Consider the following 23,973-nt stretch of genomic DNA (forward strand, 5'->3'; position numbering starts at 1 on the left):
GTGAAAATATAGATGTATCCCAGATTATAGATATAGAAGACAATATATTGTATACAATAGAGGACTTGGATAATCTAATGTATCGGGAATGGAAAACATTGTTAAATGAAATTAATCATATTCGAATTAAAGCGCATTTGAATCCTCTATCACAGGTAAATGATTTATTAGATTTCCCAGATGAAGCTCAAAGGTTTACCGAAGCTGCTTTAATGCATAGACCAATTATTGCTACTACTATTCCTACGCTAGCAGGTTGTACGGCGTTTGTAGGTAACAAAAAATTAGATTGGTATATTAAGTGGTTAGTAGAAGAAAAATCACGTTTAATGATGATTGATAAAGAGTGGTTTGTTAATATAGCTTGCTGGCAAGCATACCAAATTGCTACAAATCCATACGCAGGATATGAACATTGGCTACCACAGTTAGAAAAACTTCTATTTACAATTCAATCTCATGTACTTGCTACAAATAATATTTAATTCGGAATTAAGTAAAACTAGTTGAATAAATAAAAAGTAGAAGTCAGAAATGGTTGTAATACCAGCAATGACTTCTACTTTTTATTTATGAGCGTCTTTATTACAATAACGGCACACCGCTTGGGGCAGGTTAATGGAAGAAGTTAGGTATGTAATTTTTATAAAAACAAAAATTGACTTGTTGCATTATTTTTCATCGTTTTATCTTATTGAACTAACGGGGCAGCATTCCTGTTTGAAAGATGTTCAAGGTCTTGAAAGAAAAAGAGTCCTCTAGTATGATGCTGAGTGTCAACGACCATTGATCCAACATCTACAAGGAGGACTCCTAAATGCATTTTAAAATGAATTACAAAATTTGATAATACACTCGTCGTTGGTATAGACATCGCGAAGCGCGTTCATTACGCATGCTTTGTCGATGAACGAGGACGCGTGATGGAAAAAGCTTTTGCTATACATCAATCAAAAGAAGGCTTTGAAAGTTAGAGTTTACTCAAGTCTTTCCGTCTTTTGGTAAGATGGCACTTGCCATTCTTGAAATGACTCCGTTGCCACAGGACTGGATCCAATTATTAATAAAAAGATAATTGCCCTAAATGGCTTTTCTATTAATTGTCCACTCATTTCGAATATCCTTTCTTATTATTCGTGAGTACATTTAGTTTGATTAGTAAAACAAGTCTACATGAATTAAGTTTTTTCGAATTAACATACGTAACACTTTTACGCAAAAGTATTCTTCTTTCAAATTAGAATTAGCAGAAAAAATTGACTACAAATAATACATACGTTAAAATACTATTCAGAGCAACACTTAAACCATTAGCTATTACATACGCAATTAACGAATATGAACTAGATGATTATTCTGTATGTAAGAGAAGCCAAATGCCGACCGCATGAACAATGTTTATGGAGTAGTCAGGAGATTGGCGTAAAATCATTCGTTACGTCCCGCAGTAGGACAATGTAACGGGCACTTGTGCCAAAAATTAATAGGTTCGTTCACAGCCGTATGGACTGTTGAATATAGAAAAGAAGTCGATTGATCCAATTATTTGGATTGCTCGGCTTTTTTTATTTAAAAAAATAAAAGCTGAGAGGAAGTTTTTTATGAATTACGAAGAATTTAAGAGTGAATTAGAGAGTGGAGATTTAAAAAACGAATATTTAATGTTTAAAAATGAGAATGGGAAATTTAATACATTGGTATTATCAGGTAACGCCTTTTACTTTGCTACAGAAAAAGGTTATGTTCTAATTCCTGACTACAATGCTTTCCAGCTACTATCATTTGTGAAAGCCGGTACTTTCAAATTACTGCAGAATGGCTCCTTAGGTAAACGATTTTCGTTACAGGGGGTGGCTTAACATGGATTTTGAATTAGAGCCTAAAAATTTTGCTCAAGCTATTAAATTAGCGAAAGAAATTGAACGTTTAGAAGCTACAGTTAAATGCATGAAAGATAATTTTAAAACATTCGTTAAAGAATATGGGGCAGTTGAAACCGATTTTGAACGATGGGATTTCTATCCTTCTGTATCATGGGCTTTCGATAAAGAAAATACAAAAGAAATTGCACGTACTTTAATTCTTGAAGGTACTGATCCGTGGGAATTGATTAAGTTTGCACCAAAGGATTTAATCAGTCAAGGCTGGAATGAGGAATCACTAGCCCAATTCGGAAGTAAGAAAGTAACAAACAGATTTACTAGTAGAAAACTATGATAGATGACGGTTCTTTTTAGAATCGTCTTTTCTTTATTCATATCAAAAAAAATAGGAGAGATTTATTATGAAAATTATTAAAGAGAGATACATATTGTTTCATAGACAAAAGGTATCATTATTGATATTATATGTATAAATTCAGCAATATTAATTTCTAATGGGGAACGCCGTTAGATTAAATAAACTTCAACATTTTCTCGGAAAAACCTTGCGGAATGGCGAGGTTTTTCTTTCATTACAGCTTAAGAATTTAAAATTTGCATAAACTAATACAAATTCAATCATTATTGTATAAATGGGGAATGCCATTTATATAAATAAACCTTTCAAGTATTAAAAGAACCTTGCGGAATGGCGGGGTTCTTTTTTTTATTTATTCCGATTGTCTGCAAATATATACAGTATTTCAAATAATATAGAAACTGCTCCAGGTCGTAATTTTCTCCTAAAGTCAATAAAGATTCAAACACGCAAAAGAGTATGATCCATTTAGGCAAAGAATTAAATTTTATCGTTTTTGTATAGATCCGTACCGTTATATGTAATTGTCTAATGCATCATTCTACTATACAGCTAGGCATTCAACACTTCGTGTACTTAAATTCTAATTCTGATTCAAGTATTTTCGCATCGAAACATGTGATGTATCTAACTCTTTTTAAAAGAACAGCGAGCTAACCAGCTATCGTTACCTCTTATTTTGCATTAAATCCTATTAAAACTACATTAATTACCTTTTTTTTATGCTAATATATATATACTTATAGGTTTCTTTAGTGGGGAATGTGTAGTTTTAAATTTATCATAGTAAAAAGGTTACATGTTTTGGAGGTGGATTATGTGTTAGACACGTATTAAACAAATATTACGGAGAGTGCCATATTCTTAGATAAGCTATAGAAGTTGCAAAGAAAGATATAGGATTCTTTGTAGTGAAGATAAAGACATAAATCAATCAAACTTAAAGATGTATAAGAGGAGAATTAATCAGTGGAAAATTTGGAGAACGAATCTGTAATAGAAAACCCTGTTAAAAAGAAAATCAGTAAAAAGGTTCTATCAATTATTTTTGCACTTGTTGTAGTAGCTGCAGCAATCGGTGCCTATTTCTACATAGAAGACATGAAAGAAAAAGAACATACAGAGATGCTTGAAAAATATGAATCAACACTTAATGACTTTTACGAAAAAGCATTTGAGTCTGCAACTCTTGCAGAATCAATTACGAATCAATATTCTAAAGTTTGGCATGCTGCTATATGGGATAAAGCAGTAATGGTTGGCGATGATTACTACTTTGATTTTGATAGTGCAATACAAGCTCAGTATAAAGTGTTCTCTACTAATGGGAAATTAGATGGAATGCTAGACGGATTAGATTTATCTAATAAAGCCATGAAGAAAATGAAGAACCCTCCTATGGAATTTGAAGAAGAGTATGAGGCTGCTTCGGAATTACAAGACTCACTTAATGATTTTGTTTCATTAGCCAAGAACCCAACTGGAAGCCTTCAAAGCTTTAATCAATCAACTAATGAAAAAGACAGCCAAGTTAGTGCGGATCTTCAAAAACTTGAAAACTTATTAGATTAGAAATTGAATATATTAATAGGTAGCGACTAATCGTTGCTGCCTTTTTAATGTAATAAAACATAAGGGAAAGAAAAACATTTTTGAGTGAGGTGTAGTGACAGTCTATTTCACTAAGAATAATATTTACGATAACGGAGAGTGGTGAAGGTGCATTCTAATACGTATTAAAGAACATGTTTTGAACAATCGATGTTTGAACTGCCCAGTAAATATTAGATACAAATCTAAAATTTACGGGTTATTTTTTGTATGTTTAAGGCTTTCTCTAGTGATCAACTTCTTGTCGCTGGAGAAGCAGCTGGTAGTAATTTAGCTAAAGTTGAGAGTTTAATTGTAATGATTATCAGTGAGGCTGAGTTATACGAAATGATTTTCAATAATCCCGATATTGTTTAAAACATGCGGAGAATGATGGAATAGATGTTGAGTTGAGAATTTACAACTCATGTTTTAAAATGATGATGACATTTTCGAATTACCGACATTACAGGCGAGGTCCTATATAGAGTGCATCAACCAAAAGGCAGGTGCTTCTATATGAAATGTCATCATCATCATCTTAAGTAGATTGTTTTTTCGTCCATAGTCAAACTGCGATTGCATTCAGAAAGTCAAACCGAATTAGAAAAGGAACGTAACAAGTTCATCTTTCTGCTTGTTCAGGTACTTCCCCAGATTGTGCTGGGTAAAGCTAAAGTAAAAGACGCTATTTCTTATTGAAGAAGTTAGAAGTTATTGAACTTGTTAAAGGACCCGACACATATTGGAACAGAGGAGAGAAATGGCTTAATCCTTTTCAATAAATTGATCAAGCCAAGTCTCTACTGCTTTTTTCACGTTTCTTGATTTCTCCATAAATTCATCCATAACATAACCGATTAACCTAGAAAGTGAAGCTTCATCAGCTTCATATGGATTATCTTTCTGTATATAAGCCAATACCAATTCAAGTTGCTTCTTTCTTTCTGGGTCTAAGATGGTTTGTACATATTTACTTATGTACTCATTGACGATGTTTGTGTTCTGTATAGAACTTTTCAGAAGCAGTGCTGCAGCATTAGAAATTGTAGTGTCTAGTGAGTAAGCGAGTTCAGCTAAGTCATCGTACAGTCTTTGATCGAATCGCATAGATACCCTTGGCTTTATCCCAGGTGTCTTTTTTCTTCTCTCTGATAGTAAATCTTTGTTGCCGATGAATACTGTATTTCTAAATCGGTAATCTCTTCGGAAATGAATGGCCAAGTTATCGATTACTATTTTCGTATACAATCCTTTCTTACAAATTGTTTCACCAACAGTCTTAATCGGACTACCTGTGATATGTGATAGCCTTGAAATACATTCGTATAGTTCGTGTTCTACAGAAGGTTTTATATCAATCTTACGATCTGACCTCACTCTTTTTCCTGTCTTTTTTTCTGGCTCTTTTATCACTCTCTCGGCTTCTCTCTTCACTTTTCCTAACCTCTCTTCCGAACTTTAGTCTGGGACACATTCATTTTGTTCTAGATTTAAAAGTGTATGAAATTTGGCAGGGGAGTATGCTGAAAGCGATTAAAACTTTCATAATTGGGCATACTAAATTAAAAACGGAGGTATGGTCGATGGGATATAAAGTGAAAATGACATCAGAAGAGTCAAAAAAAATTATGCAAGGTTGCAAAAATCAAGGGGAAAAATATGGATTACCTGGGAATAAAAAAAAGTCAAAAGCTATAAAGAAATAACGAATTAAATGGGGAAATAATCATTGCCTTTATATATATTTAGAGAATTCTCGTCTAGAAAAAGCGAGATTCCTACTAATGATTTATTAGAAGCGGTTAAAAACTCCTTTGAATTATGAAGCTGATTTATATATAGTAATGGGCTAACTTGTAAGCTGGTTGGAGGTTGGACGAGGGCAGAGAAGGTATTGAACCTTACATAGTTGCTGGCAATTACCGCTTCCGATACAAAGAAGCTGCAAGCAACATTAAGAAGTTGTATTATAGCCATCATGACTTTGGTTATGATGGTGCTGAACTACACTTAAAAGATAATCCGTCTTCTATCGACCAACCAGTTGGAATGTTATGATGCTCTATTTAAATCGAATGTGGGTGAGGAAATTTTTCAATGAGAAATAATATAAAGTGATCAGTATTCAGATAATCAAATCTTATGTTCTAGTTTTGTAGGAAGCTAAAAAGGAAAAATGAATGCTTGGAGTATAGAAAATTTCTTCGGAGCTTTATTATTATGCAGTAGGCAGCTGATGCACTTTACAGAGGCTTTTATTCGAATCATTATTATTTGGTTTTAGAAAAATTTCTATTTGCTATAAATAAAAAGAAGTCAGCTTAGCTGACTTCTTTTTATCTATCTCCGATAAATGCGCCTATTGAGATGAGTACACCAACTACAATTATAATTAAAAGTGTTTCAATGAAGTTCTTTTCTTTTTCTCGTTTTTCTGATATTTGTTTCCGATAGAGATTCTGGATTTTCTTTTTATCTACTGACTTCATTATTATCACCTCTATATAGTATAGATTTAATTATAATTCAGCGTACTATTTTTCAGTAAATTTATCTATTTTTTCAAGTTCATTCATATCTTTATCGTAAATACGAACCTCGTAATTGTCATTATTAATCATCATTTTAGTAGAATCTTGAAGAAAATATGAGTTAAGAGCTTTTTTTATCTCATTTATTATTATTGGGGTATCTTCATTATTCTCTAGTCCTGTCTTTATTTCAATTAGAGTGACATCATCTTCTGTTTTATAACTAATACCTTTTAGTTCATATGCTGATTTTCCTGCCATCGCACTGTGTAAGTTACTAACGATTTTTGGCCATTGTTTATTTTGATTAGGTTTATTGGTTATCACCTGTTTTTTTATATTTTCGTCATCAGATTCTTGTACTTTTTCATATTGAGTGATAAATATTTTATAGTCATCAATATGTTCTTTTTCCATTAATGCTTCAATTTTTGGCATTAAATTTGCCTTCATATCGCTTAAACTTGTTGTATTAGGCATGAGTACAATCTCCAATTTAAAAGGATTCGGAGAGGTACTAATACTTTGATATTCATATCCAGATTGTTCAACTAAATCAATTGTTTGGTTATCAATTCTAATAGTTGAATCATTGCTAATTTTTATAGGAATTAACTTTTCAATAAAATTTGCTGCTGTTGTTGAATACAGTGGAGAGGTTACAAATATCAATAAAATAATAGTAACGAGACTAACCAAAAGTTTATTCTTTTGTTGGGGAGGGACTATATTATCTTGTACAGCTGATAGCACTCGCTTTTTTTGTTGTTCGTGATATTTTTGCTTTAGTTGCATGTTTTTTTCAAGAGATTCTAATGAATCATTAAGTCGCTTATCATTAAATTCCTTCATATTCAAACCCTCCTATTATTAATTGTTTTTTTAATTCAACTAAACCTCGTTTTAAATTCGTTTTTACTCTATTTTCAGACCAACCCAATATTTCTGCGGTCTCTTTAGTAGAGAAACATTTTATTTTTCTTAATAAAATTACCTGACGAAAGTCCAATTTTAATGTTTGCAATGCATGATGTAGATGAAGTTCATCATCATTTAATTGCATGATTTGCTCGGGTAAAGGACTGCTATCGCGCTCATTAAAGGTTAGTTCCATAAAGTGTTTTAAAATGTTCTTTTTACGCAAATAATCGATTGTGGTATTTTGAGCAATCGAAAAAATCCATGTTTTAAAGCTTGAATGCCCTTTAAAGGTGTCATAGTTTTTGTATGCCTTAAGAAAGACTTCTTGAAGGATATCTTCTGCAGAATGATAATCCTTAGTGTTCATATAAATATATGTAAAGATTGTCGTGCCAAGCTCTTCATACCAACTGGAGATGAGTTGATTTGAATTCATATAAGTTCAACTCCTTTCATCTAGCTATATATAACTTAGACGAATACTTTAGAAATCGGTGACAAATTGAGCGAAAAAAATAAAAAAAGTCATATTCCGTTAGTACCATTAGGTACTCCGGAAATGACTTTTAAAAAAAATTTAGTCTAACCAAATAGTATAAACACTAGTTGTAGGGTAATATAGCTTTGATAAATGCAACTCAGCTTTATTATTATCACCATCAACCCAATCTCGAACATTAAAAATCATTTCATAAGTGCCGGCTTTGTTATCCAATTCAAAATCAGATACTACTGAATCCCAGCCTGGATCTTCTTCATATAACTTATACCACCATTTAGGTCCACCGAATCCACCATATGGCTGTTCAATATAAATTAATAAATCTCCGCCGCCTGAGTTGAATGTGCTTGATTGAGTTTTAAAAGTACTTTCACCTAGATAATCCCATTGGCCTGCTCCTAAAGGTGAGATCAATCCAAATGGATATTGCTTTTTTAAGTAGTTTGGATCATCAGATATTTTTCTAATTGAAACTAGTGCATCTGTATTTTCGTTATTGTCACCCGTATTAAGATCATTTGGTCTATCTGTTTGATTGATTTTTACTGGCTCTGTATTCTCGGTATTAGCGAGGGCAGTATCATTATTAAATGTTAGTAAAGTAGTTAGGGATAGCAATGCAATCCCACTGAGTAATTTATTCATATTATACCTCCTATGTATTTATATATTTATTATAGCAAATTTTGTAATATTTTAAAGTATTTTCTATTAAAATATAAAAATATGTTTGAATGCACTAGATATAATTACTAATTTTTCTGTTTTTAATTAGGATTAGGTGTTTTGTAATCTATGAATTTTCATTAATTAAATAACCACGAGAAAAATAGTAAATTTTACGTAAAAATCTTTATAGGTTAATGAAGTTAGGGTACGACATGAAGAAAATTTCTATATGTCGAACGGGGAACTGAACCTTACATGGTTTCTGGAAATTACCGGTTATGATACAAAGAAGCAGCAAGCAATATTAAACGCTTTTTATAATCCTATTAATTAAATTAAAAGGAGAGGGATAAATATCCCTCTCCTTTTTGTGTACTAACTAACTAACTAACTAACTAACTTACCTATTCAGTCGAAGATCTTTGAATTTTTCATGTTGTTCCTAATAAAATAGGTAGTCTGAGAATACATAGCTCAGAGTTATTGAGCTTCAAAATAATTGGATTCCTCAGGATAATATAGATCTTTACGTAAGCAGACATCTCGATGGGTGAGTGTTTCACCTTTAAAACGAATCCAAATTTCATCATCTGCCATGACTCCATGTGTTTTACGTACAATGCCCCAGCGATTATAAGATTGCATATCCAGTGAAGCCAGTAATTCTTTTGCGTTGACCCGGGTAGGAGGGAATGTACGCCATTTTAGCCAACGGTCGATTTCATCTAAGCTAATATGACCTTCCATATTCGGTGAAAATTGTTTGTTAAAATCATCAATATAGTTAATTACATATGGGGTGCCACCACTTGCTGGTTTTAAATCAACATGGGCAATAATGTCATCCATCCACATTACGTCAAAAGTCATGTAATCAATCAATGGATTCACTTCCTTCAATGAATAAGTGTTTCAATGCTGGATCCCGCAATTGTGAAAGTAATACGTCCTTAGCACGTCCAAAATCGTATTGAGAATTTTCGATTGCAGTTACTAGTTTCTCTTTATCAATGAATGCTGGTCCTTCGTAAAGGCTAAGTTGCTTTGTGAAGGATGAATTCAGTGGTTTTGCCTTTACTCTTCGCTTTAAAATCGTTAATGGTTTGCTAGCTGGATAGTCTTTTTCATCAGATAATAGGCTAAGTCCGTTATCAAAAATCGGTGCCAGCTCCCATGTTTTTTCTTTTGGGTCATATAAGAATAAAATGTTATTCGTGTGGCGATCTTCATTTAGAATAAGTGCATCGAAAGCGAATAACTGTGCGATTTGATGATTTACAATGAGCCCTGTATACTGCTCCACCTGCTTCATTAATAGCTCGAACTTTTCTATGGTAGAAAGTGTTTTGTTACTTGTAATCGAATCAGTAGAGCTGAAATTTGCTTCAAATAAGCGCTCTAGTGTCACTTCTTGTTTTGTACCTCGAAAATCGAGTGAATAGCAGCCGACATATTGTTCACCGTCAGCTAATTGAATGATACATGGCTGATAGACGACATATTTAGAGCGTTCAAGAGTTGAGCATTCAAGTACGAGTGAAGCCAATACTTCTGCTTGTCCCTCATAACCTCGCGCATTTTGTTTGACCCACTTGTTGCCGATACGCCATTTCGATTGATCGCCTTTACTGGAAGTACTAATAATACGTTCCGCGTTGATAGGAATATGAATTGTTTCCATTTCATCACATCCAATTTTATATGAGTTTAGTTTATTATATAGTGCAGCATCGATTACCGCACGGAAAGTTGTTCTTCTTATGGCGTTATCTTTTATAGAAGTGAAAAGAAAAGACAAAATTACTGAAGCACTTATTCTGTTAGAAAAGACAATTAATGAGTAAGAAAAAAAAGAACTCAAGCTTTGAACATCTGACGTTCATAACTTGTGTTCTTTTATTTTCCCTAGGTGTTGCTCTATCAAAATTTTACGTTTCAATTACTTACTTTCTGCATATTAACTATATATTCGCTATTATTGAAATGTTTTAAAAAACATCTTTATTGATGAAAAATGGGTAAAATTACATTTTGCATGGAGTATTATGGTAATATAATGATGCGTATATTCTATTTGTAATAAAAACGTAATATTATATACTTCTTTTTGTAATAAAAAAGGAGGAGTATTTTTGAATATTAAGAAGTATATAGCACAATTACTTATTTTTGTTATGATTGTTAGCTTGGTTCCTGAATATGTTGGTGCGGCATTAAATGAAAACCAACAAAATTCAAAGGAAGCTCAATCATCAGAACAATTAGAAGTGACAAAAGAATTTGATGAGGTAATTAAGGAACGTTCAGCTAATTCAAAGACGTTTACAAACGGAACAGGAGACTTTCTTAAGGAAGTGTACCCAGAAGAAGTTCATAATAAAGTAAATGGACAATACCAAGAGATTTCTGAGGAATTGGTATACGGCCAAGATGGTTATATGACTCCTGAAGAAACCAATTTGGAATCAATGTTCCCAGATAAACTTTCTGATGATGAACCATTAATCTATCGATTTGGTAATCATGAATTAGCAATTAACATAACTAATGCATCTGATGGTGATAATTCCATTGAACCATTAAAGAATCCAAATCTAGAAAAAGAAAATAACAATTTATATTACAAAGAAATTTATCCAAATATTGATTTGCGTCACATAGCATTAAATAATGAGGTAAAAGAAGATTGGATCGTAAATGAATTTACAGGAATTAATGAATTTAATTATTCAATAAAGACAGACTTGTATGGTGAAGTAAAAGCAGATGGCTCAGTTGGTTTTTATGAAGATACAACTAAGTCTTCACTAGTCTTCTCCTTACCGAAACCTGTGATGGTTGATTCTAATTATAATGAAACTTTAGGGGATGGTACTCGTTCCACAAAAATACATTATGACTTAAAATCAACGGAAAAAGGATTATACGAACTAAAGTTAACTGCAGACAAAGAATGGTTAGCTTCATCAAAACGAGTGTTCCCAATTTATATTGATCCATCGGTATCAATTAATGTTCTTGGAGATACATACGTAGCAAGTGCTTATCCAAATGCAAATTTCAACAAGCAATGGGATCCAAGTCAAGGAGAATATGTACTTCAAACTGGATATTATGATAGTACATCGGGTACTAATTATCCTTTCATGAAGTTTAGTATTCAAGGTGATTTTAAAGGTGCTGTGATTGATTCTGCACAATTAGCTGCTTACGTTACACACTCATATTATGCAACTCAAAAAACTGGATTATGGGTTGATGAAGTTAAAAGTAAATGGTTAGCAGATGATTTAACATGGAACAATAAACCAGCATCTACGAAAATAACAAGTACAACGGTTGCCAGAGATCAATGGGCATATTTCGATGTTACAGATACTGTGCAAGCATGGACAAATGGAACGCGTAATAATTATGGATTTAAATTCCATACAAATGGTAATGGAAAAACTTACTGGAAAAAGATCACAGCAGGGGAAAGTACGAATAAAGCTAAAATGGTTATAAGCTATCATTATGAAAAGATGGCAAAACCAACAATAACAGCTACTGCTTATGAAGACGATTTAACCTCTGGTTACGTAAATGTGAAATGGCCAAGTGTATATGGAGCAGATTCATACGAATTACAAATGTATGATGGAAAAGATTTTCAGTCTGTATATTCTGGAACGGCTACAACCTGGACATCAAAAGGTACGAAATTATTTCCTAAAAAACCATATGCATCTAGTAACACATATAAAGAAGGTAAAGGTGTAGAATTACCAATTGATCCAAGCGAGTACTACAGCAAACGAAGCGGGACAACTATTACAGATAAAAATTATAGTTTCCGAGTACTTACAAAATTCCCTAAAGGGGATAGTCCGGTCTCGAGTACCGTTTCAAAAGCAATACCTTCCATTCAAGTTGGAACTCCTGATATGCCCAAGGTTACAGCTCATGCTTATCCAGAATCTGATACAGCTAATAAAGACAGAGGTTGGCTAGATATTTCTTGGAAAGCAGTTCCTAATGCATCAGGTTATAAAGTAAGGATATGGAACGGTACGAAATACGAAGATTTTGAAGTAGGTAAAATAACTTCTATAAGTACGAAAGGAAAAAAAATCTGGCCAACTGATAAAGAGATAGAGGCTGGGAAAAAAGATTTACACGTAACAGATTTGAGCTCTCCTAATAGTGTTGGCACAGGAGCAGAATTACCTGTAGATCCAAGTAATACCTATGGAAACTCTTCTACTAGATATAGTATTCGTGTAATAGCATTATCAGCTACAGGGAATTCACCATCTTCTGATGTTAATTATGGGTACATGCCTTTAATGGCTCCTAAAAATATTAAAGTAGAAGGTAATTTAATAGATACCTTTAATAATAAAGGGAGCTTAAAGATAAACTGGGACGCTGTAACAGGCGCTAAGTATTATCAAGTTGAAATAAATAACGGTAGTAAATTTGAAAAGTATCAAGTTAAGGGAAAAACAAGTTTTGATACTACTGGTATTTCTTTATTTGACAAAATGGAAACAACAGAGGGAGAAGAAAAAAACAAAGAAATAAATCTCCCTGCATATCCATCTAATTATTATAAAAACCCACCTTTAGAAAAGGATAAAGATGCTTACGAAGTGCGTGTTAGTGCTTATCGCTTTGGTGACGAAGGAGCTCCTGAAACAGAGGAGGATAGAGAAGATTTAGGTTTACGTGGCTTAAGTGAGCCATCAAAAAGTGAATATGGCCGTATTCCTTTACATGAAGAACTAAACGGACTGGAAGACTATTTTACTTATGGTAGTCATTCTTTTGGGAATGCAGACGCATCCGTAAATGTAACAACAGGGAATATGGCATTACAATTTAATGACGAATCATTATTTACTCGTGGTACATTAGGCTTTGATTTCATACGCACCTATAACTCTCGTTCTCAAAAAGAGTCCCCACTTGGAAAAGGATGGACATTTACAGGCAACGAATACCTGCAAATAGCTGACAATAAGGATGTAGAGTATTTTGATGAAGATGGTACATTACACTTGTTCAAATATGACACCGCTACTAAAATGTATATATCTCCTAAAGGGAAATACTTAACGTTAACACAAAAAGATGCAGATACATTTGAGATAAAGGATACCGATGATTTTGTAGAAATTTACGAAAAAATCTCAAAAGATGATAACCAATTCCACATCATATCTTATACAGATGGTAATAATAATAAGATACAATTTTCCTATACAGATAATAGATTAACAAAAGTTGCTGAAGTTGATCTAAAAGGGAAATTAATACGTAACACGATTGATATCGATTATAATACTGATAATCATATTAAAAAAGTTTCATACAGTAGCCATTGGACTGAATATCAGTATGATGATAATGGCTATTTAAAGACTACTACTACAAAAAGTAAAGAGACAGAAGAAATTATAAATGAATATTTTGATTATTATAAAAACGGTCAAATGAAACTCTATATTGACGGCAAAAAAGCAGAAACGAATTTTTTATATGATGAACAAGAGTTGAAAGTGTTTGATAAGCAAAATAAAGATGCTGAAATTTCTGTATCTACAACATATCATTATGACGTCGATAACAACGAATTTATCGTTACCGACACAGACGGTAATGAAACGTTTTATAGAAGAGGGACATCTAAAGACAAATATGCGGTTACAGAAATAGAAAATAGTGATGATACGACAACAACTATGGAATATGATGATCAATATAACGTAATACAGTCAACAGATGCAGATAGTAACACAACAATTGCAGAATACGATCCAAAAGGAAATCTAACTAAGAAAACAAGTACTAATGGTACCTCAAGTTACGACTATAATAGCAACAACCAATTAATGCATAGTGTAGATCCAACAGGTGTCGAAACAACGAATACGTACAAAGGAGTTAATCTAGAAACGTCAAAAGTTGGCGATGAATTAACTAGTTATTTTTACGATGATTATGGACGTACAGTAAAAACGACATACGCAAATGGAACATTTGAAGAAACTAGCTATAATGATACTGATGATTCAGAAACAATAAAAGATGCGAAAGGTAACGTTGTTACTACACAATACAATGAATTTGGACAATCCAAGAAAGTTACAGATGGCGATGGCAGAAGCAAATCATACGAGTATCATCCATTATATTCAAATAGAATTGCATCTATAACAGATGGAAAAGGGAATAAAACTGCTTATGAGTATGATGGAAATGGAAATTTAAAAAAACTTACTGATGCTTTAAAGCATGTGAAAAATTATCATTATAATGGTAATGATCAAGTAGAAAAAGTTACTTTTCCAGATTCTTCAGGTTTACCAGGTATGGTTTTCGATTATACATATAATTCGAATGGTAATCTGGCGACAGAAACAAAACCATCAGGTATCAATACACAATATGAGTATAACGAAGTTGATAATATAGATAAGGTGATAGTAAAAAAATCAACTACAGGTCCTACCTTATTGTACTGGGATCCAGTATATGAAAATGGTTTACTAAAATCGAGTAAATTCTTTAACGAAATAACCGACACAGATATTGTCAATAAAGAATTTGGATATGATGAAAATGGAAAATTAACAAATTACACAGAAGGTTCATTTGCCTCAACTTATGGTTACGATGATAAAGAACGTATTAATAAAGTGAAAACAGAATTCAAGCAAGAAGCAAATACTTGGGATATTAATCAATCGACTGAATATACAGAAGATGATAAAGTCGATATTGTAAAAGTATATAACGGAGAGAAGTTGCTACAAAGCTTTAAATTTGATGAAGATGTTGCTAATAATAATAACTCAATCATGGTCAATACAAACTTATTTGAACGCATCAATCAATTCGATAAAGCAAATACTTTAGAAATGATTCAGTACAAACAAGGGGATAAAGTAGCAAGTCAATTCAGCTACACCTACGATCAGTCAGGGAATATTAAACAAGAAGAAAGCAATCAAGGTACATCTATTTATGAATATGATGCCAACAATCAATTAACAAACGAAACCTTACCAGACGGTACGACAAATATTTATGATTATGATGCGGTAGGAAATCGTAAAGAGCGTAAATCAGGTAAACAAACGGATAACTTTGAATACAACGAAGCCAATCAAATTAAAACAAAAAATGGACAAGCCTACACTTATGATTCAGATGGTAACCTGACTCAAGATGAGAACTTTAAGTATGAATACAATGCAATGGGTCAACAAGTACGAGTGACAGATTTAGAAGGTAAAGAAATTGCTAGTTATGAATATGATGAAACAGGACTTCGTACTAAGAAATTTGTTGGTACAAAGACATATGAATACCATTATGATAATGGGAATTTAGCAATGGAAGTTATAAAAGTAAAAGATATAATTTTAGAATATCGATACTACCAATGGAATGGATATACACCACTCGGTATGATTGTGAAAAATAAAGGTTCTGAAGGCACTTGGAAAGAAAACACATATCATTATTGGACAAATCAACGTGGTGATGTTATCTCTGTTCGAAATGATGAGGGTGAAGAAGTAGGTTCTTATAGTTATGATGCCTATGGAAATATTCTCACAGTTAACGGAGAAATTACAAAAGATAACCCAATTCGTTATGCAGGCTATTACTACGATTTAGAAACAAAAAACTATTATTTACAAGCACGATACTACAACCCAGAAAACGGAGCATTTTTAGCTTTAGACCCGCATCCAGGAGATGATAATGAGCCTGTATCACAAAATGGATATACGTATGGTAGTAACAATCCTATTGCTTTCACAGACCCAAATGGAGAAAAAGTGCTTTCCTGGAATAGATTATGGAAATCTATACAGTGGGGCTTTATAGTTTGGCTTCATCAGTATACAGATTGGTCTACTGCAGAAAGTATTACACAACAACTTCCTGGTTTTGTTTCTAGATTAGTAGGTTCTGTTAGAGCTATTTATCAGGGAATTAGTCATAAAAAAAGCGTTTATAGAGCAATCGATGAAGCATTTCGACATTCTGTAATTACTAACCGTGCATTTAAAAACCAACTTAAGAATTCAATGAAAAAAACTGCTCGTAGAATTGGTGGGGCAAGAATGGCATTGATGGTTGTTAAAGCTAATCTTGCTTGGGGTGATTTAGCCGTTTTCGGACTTGGAGTTGCTTATGGATACACTTGGAAATATAGAAATACAAAATAAAGAGGGTTTATAATGCATAAACGATTACAATTTTTATATTCAATACTAATTTATTTAGGTGTGGCTACTTTAATTATATTTGTTGGGATTTTGGCGATAGCTGATGAACCAATAATAATTTCTGTTAATTTATCAACAAAGGTTCTCTTAACTTTTTTATTTGTTTGTCTATTACTGATTGTTGGTAATTTGAATGACTATTTTAAACATATTAATAATAAAAAGATAATTTTTGTTTTTTGTCTTGTGATTGCTGTATTTATTGTTCTATTTACTTTGGGATGAAAAATAAATGCTAATGAGCAGCTAAACGGGTAACCATTTATAATGGTTACCCGTTTTTTAATCATCTTATTTTGTCAAGTAGCATTGCAAAACAAAAGTATAAATAAATAAATAAATTAGTATAGACACCACATATAAAAAAAGCTCTAATTAATACAACTGATGGGACTTAAAGTATCCTACGAGTATATGAAACTATGGTGAGGAACGAAGAAGAGTAGTAGATTTGTTTTTGTACTATTATTAATAGCTACAATTATCGGTGGTGTTGCTACATTCATCATATATGTCTTCTTTTTTCCTAAGGAACCGCTTTTTTCATTCTAAATAAATAGAATAACAAGTTTTCATGAGTAATTTAAAAATATAACATGTAGTTTTATGTTCTAACAAAATAAGTCCTGGTCTTATGTAAATTATAAGAACCAGGACTATTTTTGTCTTTATTAATACTAATCATATTATAGATTTGAGAAACTAATTGTTCGAAAATAGATGGATGCCAGAATTAAATGATGAATCAATAATTGATGTTACGTTTGAGTTAAGCAAATCTAATTGCATATTTTTCCCCATGCCTCTTATATGCTTTATATAATGGACTAAAAAAGAAGCTGCAAGAGGGACAGGACCATCATGGACAATTAGTGGTGGAAACCCCTACTATTCACATTAAATATTTGTACGTTTTAGTTCCATCTTATCCAAAACTTTTTGGCTATCTGTATTAGCCATATTGGTGTATAGAGAAGTCGTTTTAATATCATTATGGCCGAGTTGATCACGGAGAAGAATAATGTCTCCACCATTGCGGATGAAGTCTACTGCAAAGCTATGGCGAAGTTTGTGAGGACTGATGCCATTGCTCTGTCCAAACGCAGCTGTATACTTATTAACAATATTTTGGATAGCTCTACGAGATAACGGCTTTGCACTACCACCATAACCACTAATAAAAAGGAAAGGGCAGTCTTTTGCACCCTTATATCGGGATTCACGGATTTGCATGTAATGTTTAAGATCCTGAAGTGCACTCTCCATAACAAGGACAGTATCTTCCGTACCGCCTTTACGAGTAATTTCGATAGTATTTTTATTAAGATGCACTTTTTTTATGTGAATTGTAGCAATTTCTCCAACACGCATACCTGTTCCTAAAATCAATGAATTAATTGCTAAATCCCTTTCCATGTCACGTTCATATCGTAGTTTAGTAATAGAAGCAGTAAGTTGATTGCCGTATCCACTTTTAATAAATTTGAGATACTCATTTAATTCTTCATCATTAAGTAGAACAGAACTGATATTCCTAGCACGTCTGTTGGCAGTTTCACGTTTTGTATGTAGAACAATCTTGCTCATCACGTTTCTATAGAAGTAGCATTCACCATCATCATTTTCTGTCTCTTTTGTTAAATAGTTAAAGAGAGCCTTTAAAGCATGCACTGATAGCTCAACAACCGCTGGCCCTCTGTGTTCAACCATTTCCTTATCTTGTGAGATGTTTTCTTCTTTTAAAAAGTCCAAATATAACTCAATTGTTTCTTTTTTCATTACTTCGAGTTCTGTATAAGGGATAGCAGTTATACTAGGAGCACTTATAATACCTTCTGAAAGTGTCCAATTAAAGAAATGCTTATATCTATATAGATACTGTAAAAGTGTGTTAGGGGAGAGACCAGCGCGTTTTTTTGATAAGATATATTCTTTTACATAATCCGGCATTGGTTCCTGGTGTTTTTCTATTAATGCTAATACATGTTGTTGTTCAGGTGTAAGAGCCAAACCGTTCACTCCATTTCAATGTTCACAAAACCTATTTAACGATACTAAAACTATGTTGATTAAAATGTGCTTAATCCCTTGATACAAAAGTGATTAGGTGCATTTTTATTTTAACATATTGGGATGGAATGTAAGCAAAAATGTAAAACAATTATTTTCTTAGGGGTTTCTCCAGTGATTAACTATAAACGCATTTACTACTTCTTTCATAGTGGACTCGGATATGCTTTTATTAAAAATCGGTACGGAAAAATATGAAACTCCCACATCTTTTATATTTTTGTATATTAAGTAAAGAGGCCAGTTAATATACTACCGGTAGCAAACTTAATGGTTTTTCAGAAACAATGAGAGAGAGATTCTGTGTCATTCATATTTCTAAATCACAGGTGTTTTTGAATAAATAAATTGCATAATAATTAAATTCATTATCGGCTTAGTCTATTAAATTCTACACTCCAAATGAATCTATCAATTCAATATAATTTTATTAAAAATTAAAGATTACTTACTATTCAAAAAAACATATGATATAATAAAAATCGCAATAACCAATATTTTCTAAAATTTAATGATAGTGGAAGTGAGGTGGAAATATGAAGAAAAGGTTTATGATTTTTGCGTCATTACTTTCCTTAGTTTTTGCAAGTATATCTTCAATATCAGCTTTTGCAGCAACAGGGGAACCAATTGAAAAAGAAAAATTTGCGATTGCAGAAAAATCACCAGTCATTGAACCTACATTTGCACCAGCTTTAGCTGTGATTGCTAATGGTGCTAGAGTAGCTGCTGCAGGAGTCAAAGTTGCAAAATGGGGAGCTGCGGCATTTGGTGCTGGCTTTGTGGGTGCTGCAGGAGCAGATGCTTACTCGAAAGTGTCTGGCAAATCACTTAATAAAGAAGAACTACCAGCAAATGCAGAATTGGCTTTTGATTGATAATTATTGTTTGTATTAAATACAGGAAGGGCCTCGGTTATAAAATAATTGAGGCCCTATCCTATATACGATTTTTGGAAAGGAGCACAAGATGAAAAAGAATATATTTTTCATTGTTATATCCTGTATTTTCGCTTTCCATTTTTTTATGACAGCTCTATATGTACTCCCTTTTAATCCTATTTCACACAAACTAAATAAAACTGTTAATTCTTATATAAATCCTTTTTTCACTCAAAATTGGCAATTATTCGCACCTGATCCTCTTTCGAACGCCATTTATGTTTATGTCCAAGTGAAGGATAAACAAGGAGAAGAATCCAAATGGATTGATATATCTACACCTTTATATGAAGCGAATCATGCGAATAGATTTTCACCAGTAAATATGCTAGTTAGATTAGGAACAGGGGCTTACTTACAATCTGTTCATGTTGATCCGACATCTTATAAAATCGAACAAAAAATGAATGCAAAGAGTGATAATAACACCAAGGAAAATCAAGTTAAAGAATTAACGAATTACCAAAGAGATGGTATCCAAAAACTCTATAACTTAGGTTTATACCATGCTAAAAATTATTTTGATGAAAAATCTATTGATATGATAAGAATTCGCGTCGAAAGCGAACATCCAATTCCTTTTTCTCAAAGAAATAATAATGCTTATGAACAGGAAATGAGTTACATAACACAAGAATGGATTTCTGTAAGTGTTTTAAAGGGGGCAATTTAATTGTTTGCTAAAATAATAGACTATTTTTCTTCCAAGAGAATGCTTATCGGCGCAAGTATTCTACGTGTCGGCTTCGGCATCATAATTTTATATAGTTATTCTATAAATTATGCCCAACGTCATTTTTTATGGGGGTACAATAGTATCTCCAAAACTGAGTTTTCCGACGAATTTACCAATTTTTCAATATATCAATATGGTAGTACGAATTTGCACTTTGAGATTATCTTTCATTTAGGAATAATCGTTGCACTCCTATTTACGCTAGGGTATAAAACTAGACTAATTAGTTTTCTCAACTTAATATTCCTTTACTCACTTCATCAAGAAAATCCTACAATCTTGGATGGCGGGAACAACATTATGATTATAGTATTAATATATCTAATGTTTGTAAAAACCAATGCTTATTTTTCGATTGATAAATATTCCAATCAAAATAAAATAAAAGAGAATGTGTATATAAATATTTTGCATAATTTCGGTGTTCTTGCTGTTACTCTTCAATTCTGTATTCTATATTTGAATTCGGCTTTATATAAGGTTATGGGGGAATATTGGCAAAATGGTACTGCAATTTACTATATTCTACAAGTAGACGAGTTTAACTTGCCCTGGTTAACTGATTTAATAGTCTCTTCAGATATTTTAATAGTATTGATGACATATTCGACATTATTATTACAAATTGCGTTCCCTTTTATGTTGTTAAATAAAGTGACAAAGTATATTGCATTAACACTCGTTGTACCACTACATCTAGGTATCGCATTTGCAATGGGGCTAATAACATTTTCGTTTATTATGATTCTAATTGATACTATTTTAATAAGTGATGAAGATTATAAGAAAGCCTATGCATTTATAAAAAAGAAATTCGTGAAGAAGAAGGAAACAAATCAGGTGCAATTAGAAACGAATTCTATTGAAAAGTTTGAGTTCGACTAAGTTCACATATAATAATTAACAGACTATAATATACGGATGGAAGTAGATAAACTCTATGAGTAAAACTGTTACAGTTGATTTTTTTTATAGAAATGAACTTTTTGAAAAACTACAATTGTGGATGATTATACCTACTGCTACTCAATTTAACGAGAATAGTTTAAAGCCCGATCAAGTTAGAGAGATTCCAACGGGGGAGAAATTAGCGTTTTACGTTTTAAACAAAAATCAAAGTTTACATCTTAATTATGAAATTGAATTGTATAGTACAAAGAATGAAAAGAAAACATTAACGGATGAAGAGAAAGATTTTTATTTAAGAAATACAATTCTTTCACCAATAAATAAAGAAATTACTAGATTAGCAAACGAGATTACCTATCAACAGAAAAATGATATTGAAAAGGCACATGCTATTTTTCATTATATAGTAGATAATTACCGTTATATTTACCCTCCAATTAGTAGGGGTGTAAACTCATTTCTCGAAGTAAAAGAAGGGGATTGCGGGGAATTTTCATTTCTCTTTACAGCATTATGTAGGGCATTAAAAATACCAGCAAGGACAGTAGTCGGAAGTTGGGCATATGGAAAAATGAATGCACATGTTTGGAATGAGTTTTTTTTAGAAGATGAAGGTTGGATTTCAGTAGATACAAGTATGGCCTACTTACAAAAGAGACGACCCTTTAAGTATTTTGATAGTTCTCTAATTACGTTACATTGGAAAAATTATTTTGGTGAAACAGAGGGGCAACGAGTTGTTTTTTCTAAAGATGCAGAAATAGAGTTATTACCAAAATATAAGAATGATGAAGAAGCCTTTACTTTAAATCCCATGCTCATTAATGGTGAGCCTTTTTGTTGGGGACAACAATCACTAAATGGGAGAGCTCCTTACTTACAACCCATATATGTGAAATTTGAACAAAACGATGATTTATTATCAACATTAGATTTACCTCATTTATTTGGAACTTGGGAAATAAAAGAACACGGAATAAAACCTTTTTTAGATGACCTTAAAAAATTTTCATTGATTATCGCTTTACTGACTATGGCTTTAAGTTTTATCTTTCAAAACTTCTATTTAGAGGTAACTTATAAATCGATGTTTATTATATTCTCTTTATGTTTCATATTAAGAAGAGAACGGATTATTATTTTTAGTATTTTTTTACTACTCATGAGTTTATCCCTTTTATCTACATTAGATTAAGGGCGAACATATACCTTATCATATGACTAGGGTTGAAGGGACGTGGTTTTAAATTGAAACGTATTATAGTTTTTTATGATGGTTGGTGTTCTATTTGCCTAAAAAGCATAAAGAGTTTTAAACGGTTTGATTGGTTAAATCGCATAGAATTTATATCTTTTAGGAATAAAAAAGTAATTAAAAAATATAACCTGGATGAAAAGATGCTTGAGAAAAGAATTCATTCCCTAAAACAATCTAATTCAAAATATAAAATGGAAAATGGTATCCACTCAATCAATCGTATTTGTAAAAATAGTCCGGCATTGTGGATATTTGTGCCTTTCTTAAGCTTTGCTGCTCTTATAGGTTTAGGACAGTTAATCTATGATTGGATAGCAAGTAGAAGAACTATTTTCCCTACCGGGCAGTGTGAAGATGGAAGTTGTCAAATTCCTCAATTAGTTTTAAAGAACACACAAAAAAAATAAAAGACAATCCATCACCTTCATAGCCATGAAGTGATGGCGTTTTTATAGTATAAATAAGTAAACTTACGCTGTCCTAATGAGGTACAGCAAAAAGCACATTCTATTTTCTATCGTGAATGTGCTTTTAATATTGAAACTTTATAATTAAATTAAAATCAAAGATAGGATATTTTAAATCTCCTGAGTATATCATGGTTTAAAGGTATTGTTTAATCCACCCTAAACGGTCCATATACTTTGTACAAACCTAAACAAGTCATATCTTCTAAACAAACAATGTATTTTGTTATTAACTTTATTATCTTTTTACTCAATTATCCATTGATTCATCATATGCCAATAAAAGGAATCTGATCCATACGATTAAGGTGCAAGCCGTTCACTCCATGTCATTGTTCACAAAATATAATTTTAACGAACATTCGTTCTTAAAAAAGATAACACAATCCTCATACTAAATCTAGTGAGAAAGAAGTGGATTGTGCTAAAGAGGTAAGGTATGCATTTAGACATTTACTATATTGGGTTAATTAAAGACCTCTGATTCTAAAAGGGGTATCTCCAATAAAGCTAAAGCTGATTTAAGTAATACGACAATTTTCAAATAGCTGTTTTGATTTAATGTTTCATAGTTATAACTACCATGAAGAATAGCATTTCGATTAATTTTAGTTAAATCTTTCGGTTTACTATCGAATAAATCTATATAGGCATTCATAACAGTTAGACCATTTATCAAATTAATACTTTCAATATTCTCTACTACTTCTATATTTTTCTTTACAGTATTAATTAATTTCCCTCTGAACTGTTGTATGTAAACATTTTGGTGCTGATATGATTTTGTAAGCATTCCTTTTGCCCAACGGCTTATTACATTGTCAAATGCACCGAATAAAGGGAAAAT

The 23,973-nt window shown here is 32.2% G+C and carries 21 protein-coding genes and 2 pseudogenes; 14 read left to right on the forward strand and 9 right to left on the reverse strand.

The genetic code is table 11. The features are described from left to right. Positions 1 to 817: 817 nt before the first annotated feature. From ACQKM9_RS20050 to ACQKM9_RS20070, 5 genes and pseudogenes are all read left to right on the forward strand, one after another. Positions 818 to 968: pseudogene (locus tag ACQKM9_RS20050) on the forward strand (IS110 family transposase); the annotation flags it as partial. 633 nt (positions 969 to 1,601) lie between these two features. Continuing rightward, a complete protein-coding gene (locus ACQKM9_RS20055) occupies positions 1,602 to 1,859 on the forward strand; it encodes a hypothetical protein (protein WP_427736149.1) in 258 nt (85 codons plus the stop codon). A gap of 1 nt (position 1,860) precedes the next feature. Further along, a complete protein-coding gene (locus ACQKM9_RS20060) occupies positions 1,861 to 2,217 on the forward strand; it encodes a hypothetical protein (protein ID WP_427736150.1) in 357 nt (118 codons plus the stop codon). Positions 2,218 to 3,210: 993 nt separating this feature from the next. Then, positions 3,211 to 3,813: a hypothetical protein gene (locus tag ACQKM9_RS20065; protein ID WP_427736151.1), complete on the forward strand. Its 603-nt coding sequence runs from the start codon at positions 3,211 to 3,213 to the stop codon at positions 3,811 to 3,813. A 249-nt stretch (positions 3,814 to 4,062) separates the two neighbouring features. Next, a complete protein-coding gene (locus tag ACQKM9_RS20070) occupies positions 4,063 to 4,209 on the forward strand; it encodes a hypothetical protein (RefSeq protein ID WP_427736152.1) in 147 nt (48 codons plus the stop codon). Between the two features lie 390 nt (positions 4,210 to 4,599). On the opposite strand, the gene ACQKM9_RS20075 is transcribed toward ACQKM9_RS20070, so the two are convergent. After that, positions 4,600 to 5,268: a hypothetical protein gene (locus ACQKM9_RS20075; protein WP_427736153.1), complete on the reverse strand. Its 669-nt coding sequence runs from the start codon at positions 5,266 to 5,268 to the stop codon at positions 4,600 to 4,602. 149 nt (positions 5,269 to 5,417) lie between these two features. On the opposite strand from ACQKM9_RS20075, the gene ACQKM9_RS20080 reads away from it, so the two are divergent. Further along, positions 5,418 to 5,540 (forward strand): hypothetical protein, encoded by a 123-nt coding sequence (locus tag ACQKM9_RS20080; RefSeq protein WP_427736154.1) that lies wholly within the window; start codon positions 5,418 to 5,420, stop codon positions 5,538 to 5,540. Between the two features lie 166 nt (positions 5,541 to 5,706). Beyond that, positions 5,707 to 5,892 carry a hypothetical protein gene (locus ACQKM9_RS20085; RefSeq protein WP_427736156.1) on the forward strand — a complete coding sequence of 62 codons (186 nt, stop codon included), beginning with the start codon at positions 5,707 to 5,709 and terminating at the stop codon, positions 5,890 to 5,892. 278 nt (positions 5,893 to 6,170) lie between these two features. Here the strand turns inward: ACQKM9_RS20085 and ACQKM9_RS20090 are convergent, their stop codons facing one another. The 6 genes from ACQKM9_RS20090 to ACQKM9_RS20115 form a co-directional block, all read right to left on the reverse strand. Next, entirely contained in the window at positions 6,171 to 6,323 is a 153-nt protein-coding gene (locus tag ACQKM9_RS20090) for a hypothetical protein (RefSeq protein WP_427736068.1), read from the reverse strand. A gap of 45 nt (positions 6,324 to 6,368) precedes the next feature. Continuing rightward, entirely contained in the window at positions 6,369 to 7,217 is an 849-nt protein-coding gene (locus ACQKM9_RS20095; RefSeq protein WP_427736157.1) for a hypothetical protein, read from the reverse strand. Next, entirely contained in the window at positions 7,204 to 7,722 is a 519-nt protein-coding gene (locus tag ACQKM9_RS20100) for an RNA polymerase sigma factor (RefSeq protein WP_427736158.1), read from the reverse strand. Before ACQKM9_RS20100 ends, ACQKM9_RS20095 begins: the two co-directional genes overlap by 14 nt. A 141-nt stretch (positions 7,723 to 7,863) precedes the next feature. Then, the gene (locus ACQKM9_RS20105) at positions 7,864 to 8,433 is read right to left on the reverse strand and encodes a hypothetical protein (RefSeq protein WP_427736159.1); all 570 of its coding nucleotides are present in this window, start codon (positions 8,431 to 8,433) and stop codon (positions 7,864 to 7,866) included. 504 nt (positions 8,434 to 8,937) lie between these two features. Continuing rightward, the gene (locus tag ACQKM9_RS20110; RefSeq protein WP_427736160.1) at positions 8,938 to 9,327 is read right to left on the reverse strand and encodes a hypothetical protein; all 390 of its coding nucleotides are present in this window, start codon (positions 9,325 to 9,327) and stop codon (positions 8,938 to 8,940) included. 4 nt (positions 9,328 to 9,331) lie between these two features. Further along, the gene (locus ACQKM9_RS20115) at positions 9,332 to 10,318 is read right to left on the reverse strand and encodes a hypothetical protein (protein ID WP_427736161.1); all 987 of its coding nucleotides are present in this window, start codon (positions 10,316 to 10,318) and stop codon (positions 9,332 to 9,334) included. Between the two features lie 271 nt (positions 10,319 to 10,589). Between ACQKM9_RS20115 and ACQKM9_RS20120 the strand changes: the two genes are divergently transcribed. Continuing rightward, positions 10,590 to 16,685, forward strand: a complete 6,096-nt coding sequence (locus ACQKM9_RS20120) for a DNRLRE domain-containing protein (RefSeq protein ID WP_427736163.1) — start codon at positions 10,590 to 10,592, stop codon at positions 16,683 to 16,685. A 12-nt stretch (positions 16,686 to 16,697) separates the two neighbouring features. Then, positions 16,698 to 16,970 carry a hypothetical protein gene (locus ACQKM9_RS20125; RefSeq protein ID WP_427736164.1) on the forward strand — a complete coding sequence of 91 codons (273 nt, stop codon included), beginning with the start codon at positions 16,698 to 16,700 and terminating at the stop codon, positions 16,968 to 16,970. Between the two features lie 672 nt (positions 16,971 to 17,642). On the opposite strand, the gene xerS is transcribed toward ACQKM9_RS20125, so the two are convergent. Next, entirely contained in the window at positions 17,643 to 18,755 is a 1,113-nt protein-coding gene (gene xerS, locus ACQKM9_RS20130; protein WP_427736165.1) for a tyrosine recombinase XerS, read from the reverse strand. 596 nt (positions 18,756 to 19,351) lie between these two features. Between xerS and ACQKM9_RS20135 the strand changes: the two genes are divergently transcribed. From ACQKM9_RS20135 to ACQKM9_RS20155, 5 genes are all read left to right on the forward strand, one after another. After that, positions 19,352 to 19,693, forward strand: a complete 342-nt coding sequence (locus ACQKM9_RS20135; RefSeq protein ID WP_427736166.1) for a hypothetical protein — start codon at positions 19,352 to 19,354, stop codon at positions 19,691 to 19,693. Positions 19,694 to 19,784: 91 nt separating this feature from the next. Beyond that, positions 19,785 to 20,429: a DUF5819 family protein gene (locus tag ACQKM9_RS20140; RefSeq protein WP_427736167.1), complete on the forward strand. Its 645-nt coding sequence runs from the start codon at positions 19,785 to 19,787 to the stop codon at positions 20,427 to 20,429. Positions 20,430 to 20,468: 39 nt separating this feature from the next. Beyond that, the gene (locus ACQKM9_RS20145; protein ID WP_427736170.1) at positions 20,469 to 21,377 is read left to right on the forward strand and encodes an HTTM domain-containing protein; all 909 of its coding nucleotides are present in this window, start codon (positions 20,469 to 20,471) and stop codon (positions 21,375 to 21,377) included. A gap of 55 nt (positions 21,378 to 21,432) precedes the next feature. Beyond that, on the forward strand, positions 21,433 to 22,596 hold the full coding sequence (locus ACQKM9_RS20150; protein ID WP_427736168.1) for a transglutaminase-like domain-containing protein: 1,164 nt from the start codon (positions 21,433 to 21,435) through the stop codon (positions 22,594 to 22,596). A gap of 53 nt (positions 22,597 to 22,649) precedes the next feature. Next, positions 22,650 to 23,066 carry a thiol-disulfide oxidoreductase DCC family protein gene (locus ACQKM9_RS20155; protein WP_427736169.1) on the forward strand — a complete coding sequence of 139 codons (417 nt, stop codon included), beginning with the start codon at positions 22,650 to 22,652 and terminating at the stop codon, positions 23,064 to 23,066. A 526-nt stretch (positions 23,067 to 23,592) separates the two neighbouring features. Here ACQKM9_RS20155 and ACQKM9_RS20160 read toward each other — a convergent pair. After that, a pseudogene (locus tag ACQKM9_RS20160) lies at positions 23,593 to 23,973 on the reverse strand (hypothetical protein); the annotation flags it as partial.

Origin of the sequence: Viridibacillus sp. NPDC093762, assembly GCF_050279675.1 — a bacterium.
Classification (GTDB): domain Bacteria; phylum Bacillota; class Bacilli; order Bacillales_A; family Planococcaceae; genus Viridibacillus.

Bases quoted from the DNA above. Each gene is read 5' to 3' on its own strand.
- ACQKM9_RS20055 (WP_427736149.1), top strand. From the start codon at position 1,602: ATGAATTACGAAGAATTTAAGAGTGAATTAGAGAGTGGAGATTTAAAA.
- ACQKM9_RS20060 (WP_427736150.1), top strand. From the start codon at position 1,861: ATGGATTTTGAATTAGAGCCTAAAAATTTTGCTCAAGCTATTAAATTA.
- ACQKM9_RS20070 (WP_427736152.1), top strand. From the start codon at position 4,063: ATGTTTAAGGCTTTCTCTAGTGATCAACTTCTTGTCGCTGGAGAAGCA.
- ACQKM9_RS20080 (WP_427736154.1), top strand. From the start codon at position 5,418: ATGGGATATAAAGTGAAAATGACATCAGAAGAGTCAAAAAAAATTATG.
- ACQKM9_RS20090 (WP_427736068.1), bottom strand. From the start codon at position 6,323: ATGAAGTCAGTAGATAAAAAGAAAATCCAGAATCTCTATCGGAAACAA.
- ACQKM9_RS20095 (WP_427736157.1), bottom strand. From the start codon at position 7,217: ATGAAGGAATTTAATGATAAGCGACTTAATGATTCATTAGAATCTCTT.
- ACQKM9_RS20100 (WP_427736158.1), bottom strand. From the start codon at position 7,722: ATGAATTCAAATCAACTCATCTCCAGTTGGTATGAAGAGCTTGGCACG.
- ACQKM9_RS20105 (WP_427736159.1), bottom strand. From the start codon at position 8,433: ATGAATAAATTACTCAGTGGGATTGCATTGCTATCCCTAACTACTTTA.
- ACQKM9_RS20110 (WP_427736160.1), bottom strand. From the start codon at position 9,327: ATGACTTTTGACGTAATGTGGATGGATGACATTATTGCCCATGTTGAT.
- ACQKM9_RS20125 (WP_427736164.1), top strand. From the start codon at position 16,698: ATGCATAAACGATTACAATTTTTATATTCAATACTAATTTATTTAGGT.
- ACQKM9_RS20135 (WP_427736166.1), top strand. From the start codon at position 19,352: ATGAAGAAAAGGTTTATGATTTTTGCGTCATTACTTTCCTTAGTTTTT.
- ACQKM9_RS20140 (WP_427736167.1), top strand. From the start codon at position 19,785: ATGAAAAAGAATATATTTTTCATTGTTATATCCTGTATTTTCGCTTTC.
- ACQKM9_RS20145 (WP_427736170.1), top strand. From the start codon at position 20,469: ATGCTTATCGGCGCAAGTATTCTACGTGTCGGCTTCGGCATCATAATT.
- ACQKM9_RS20150 (WP_427736168.1), top strand. From the start codon at position 21,433: ATGAGTAAAACTGTTACAGTTGATTTTTTTTATAGAAATGAACTTTTT.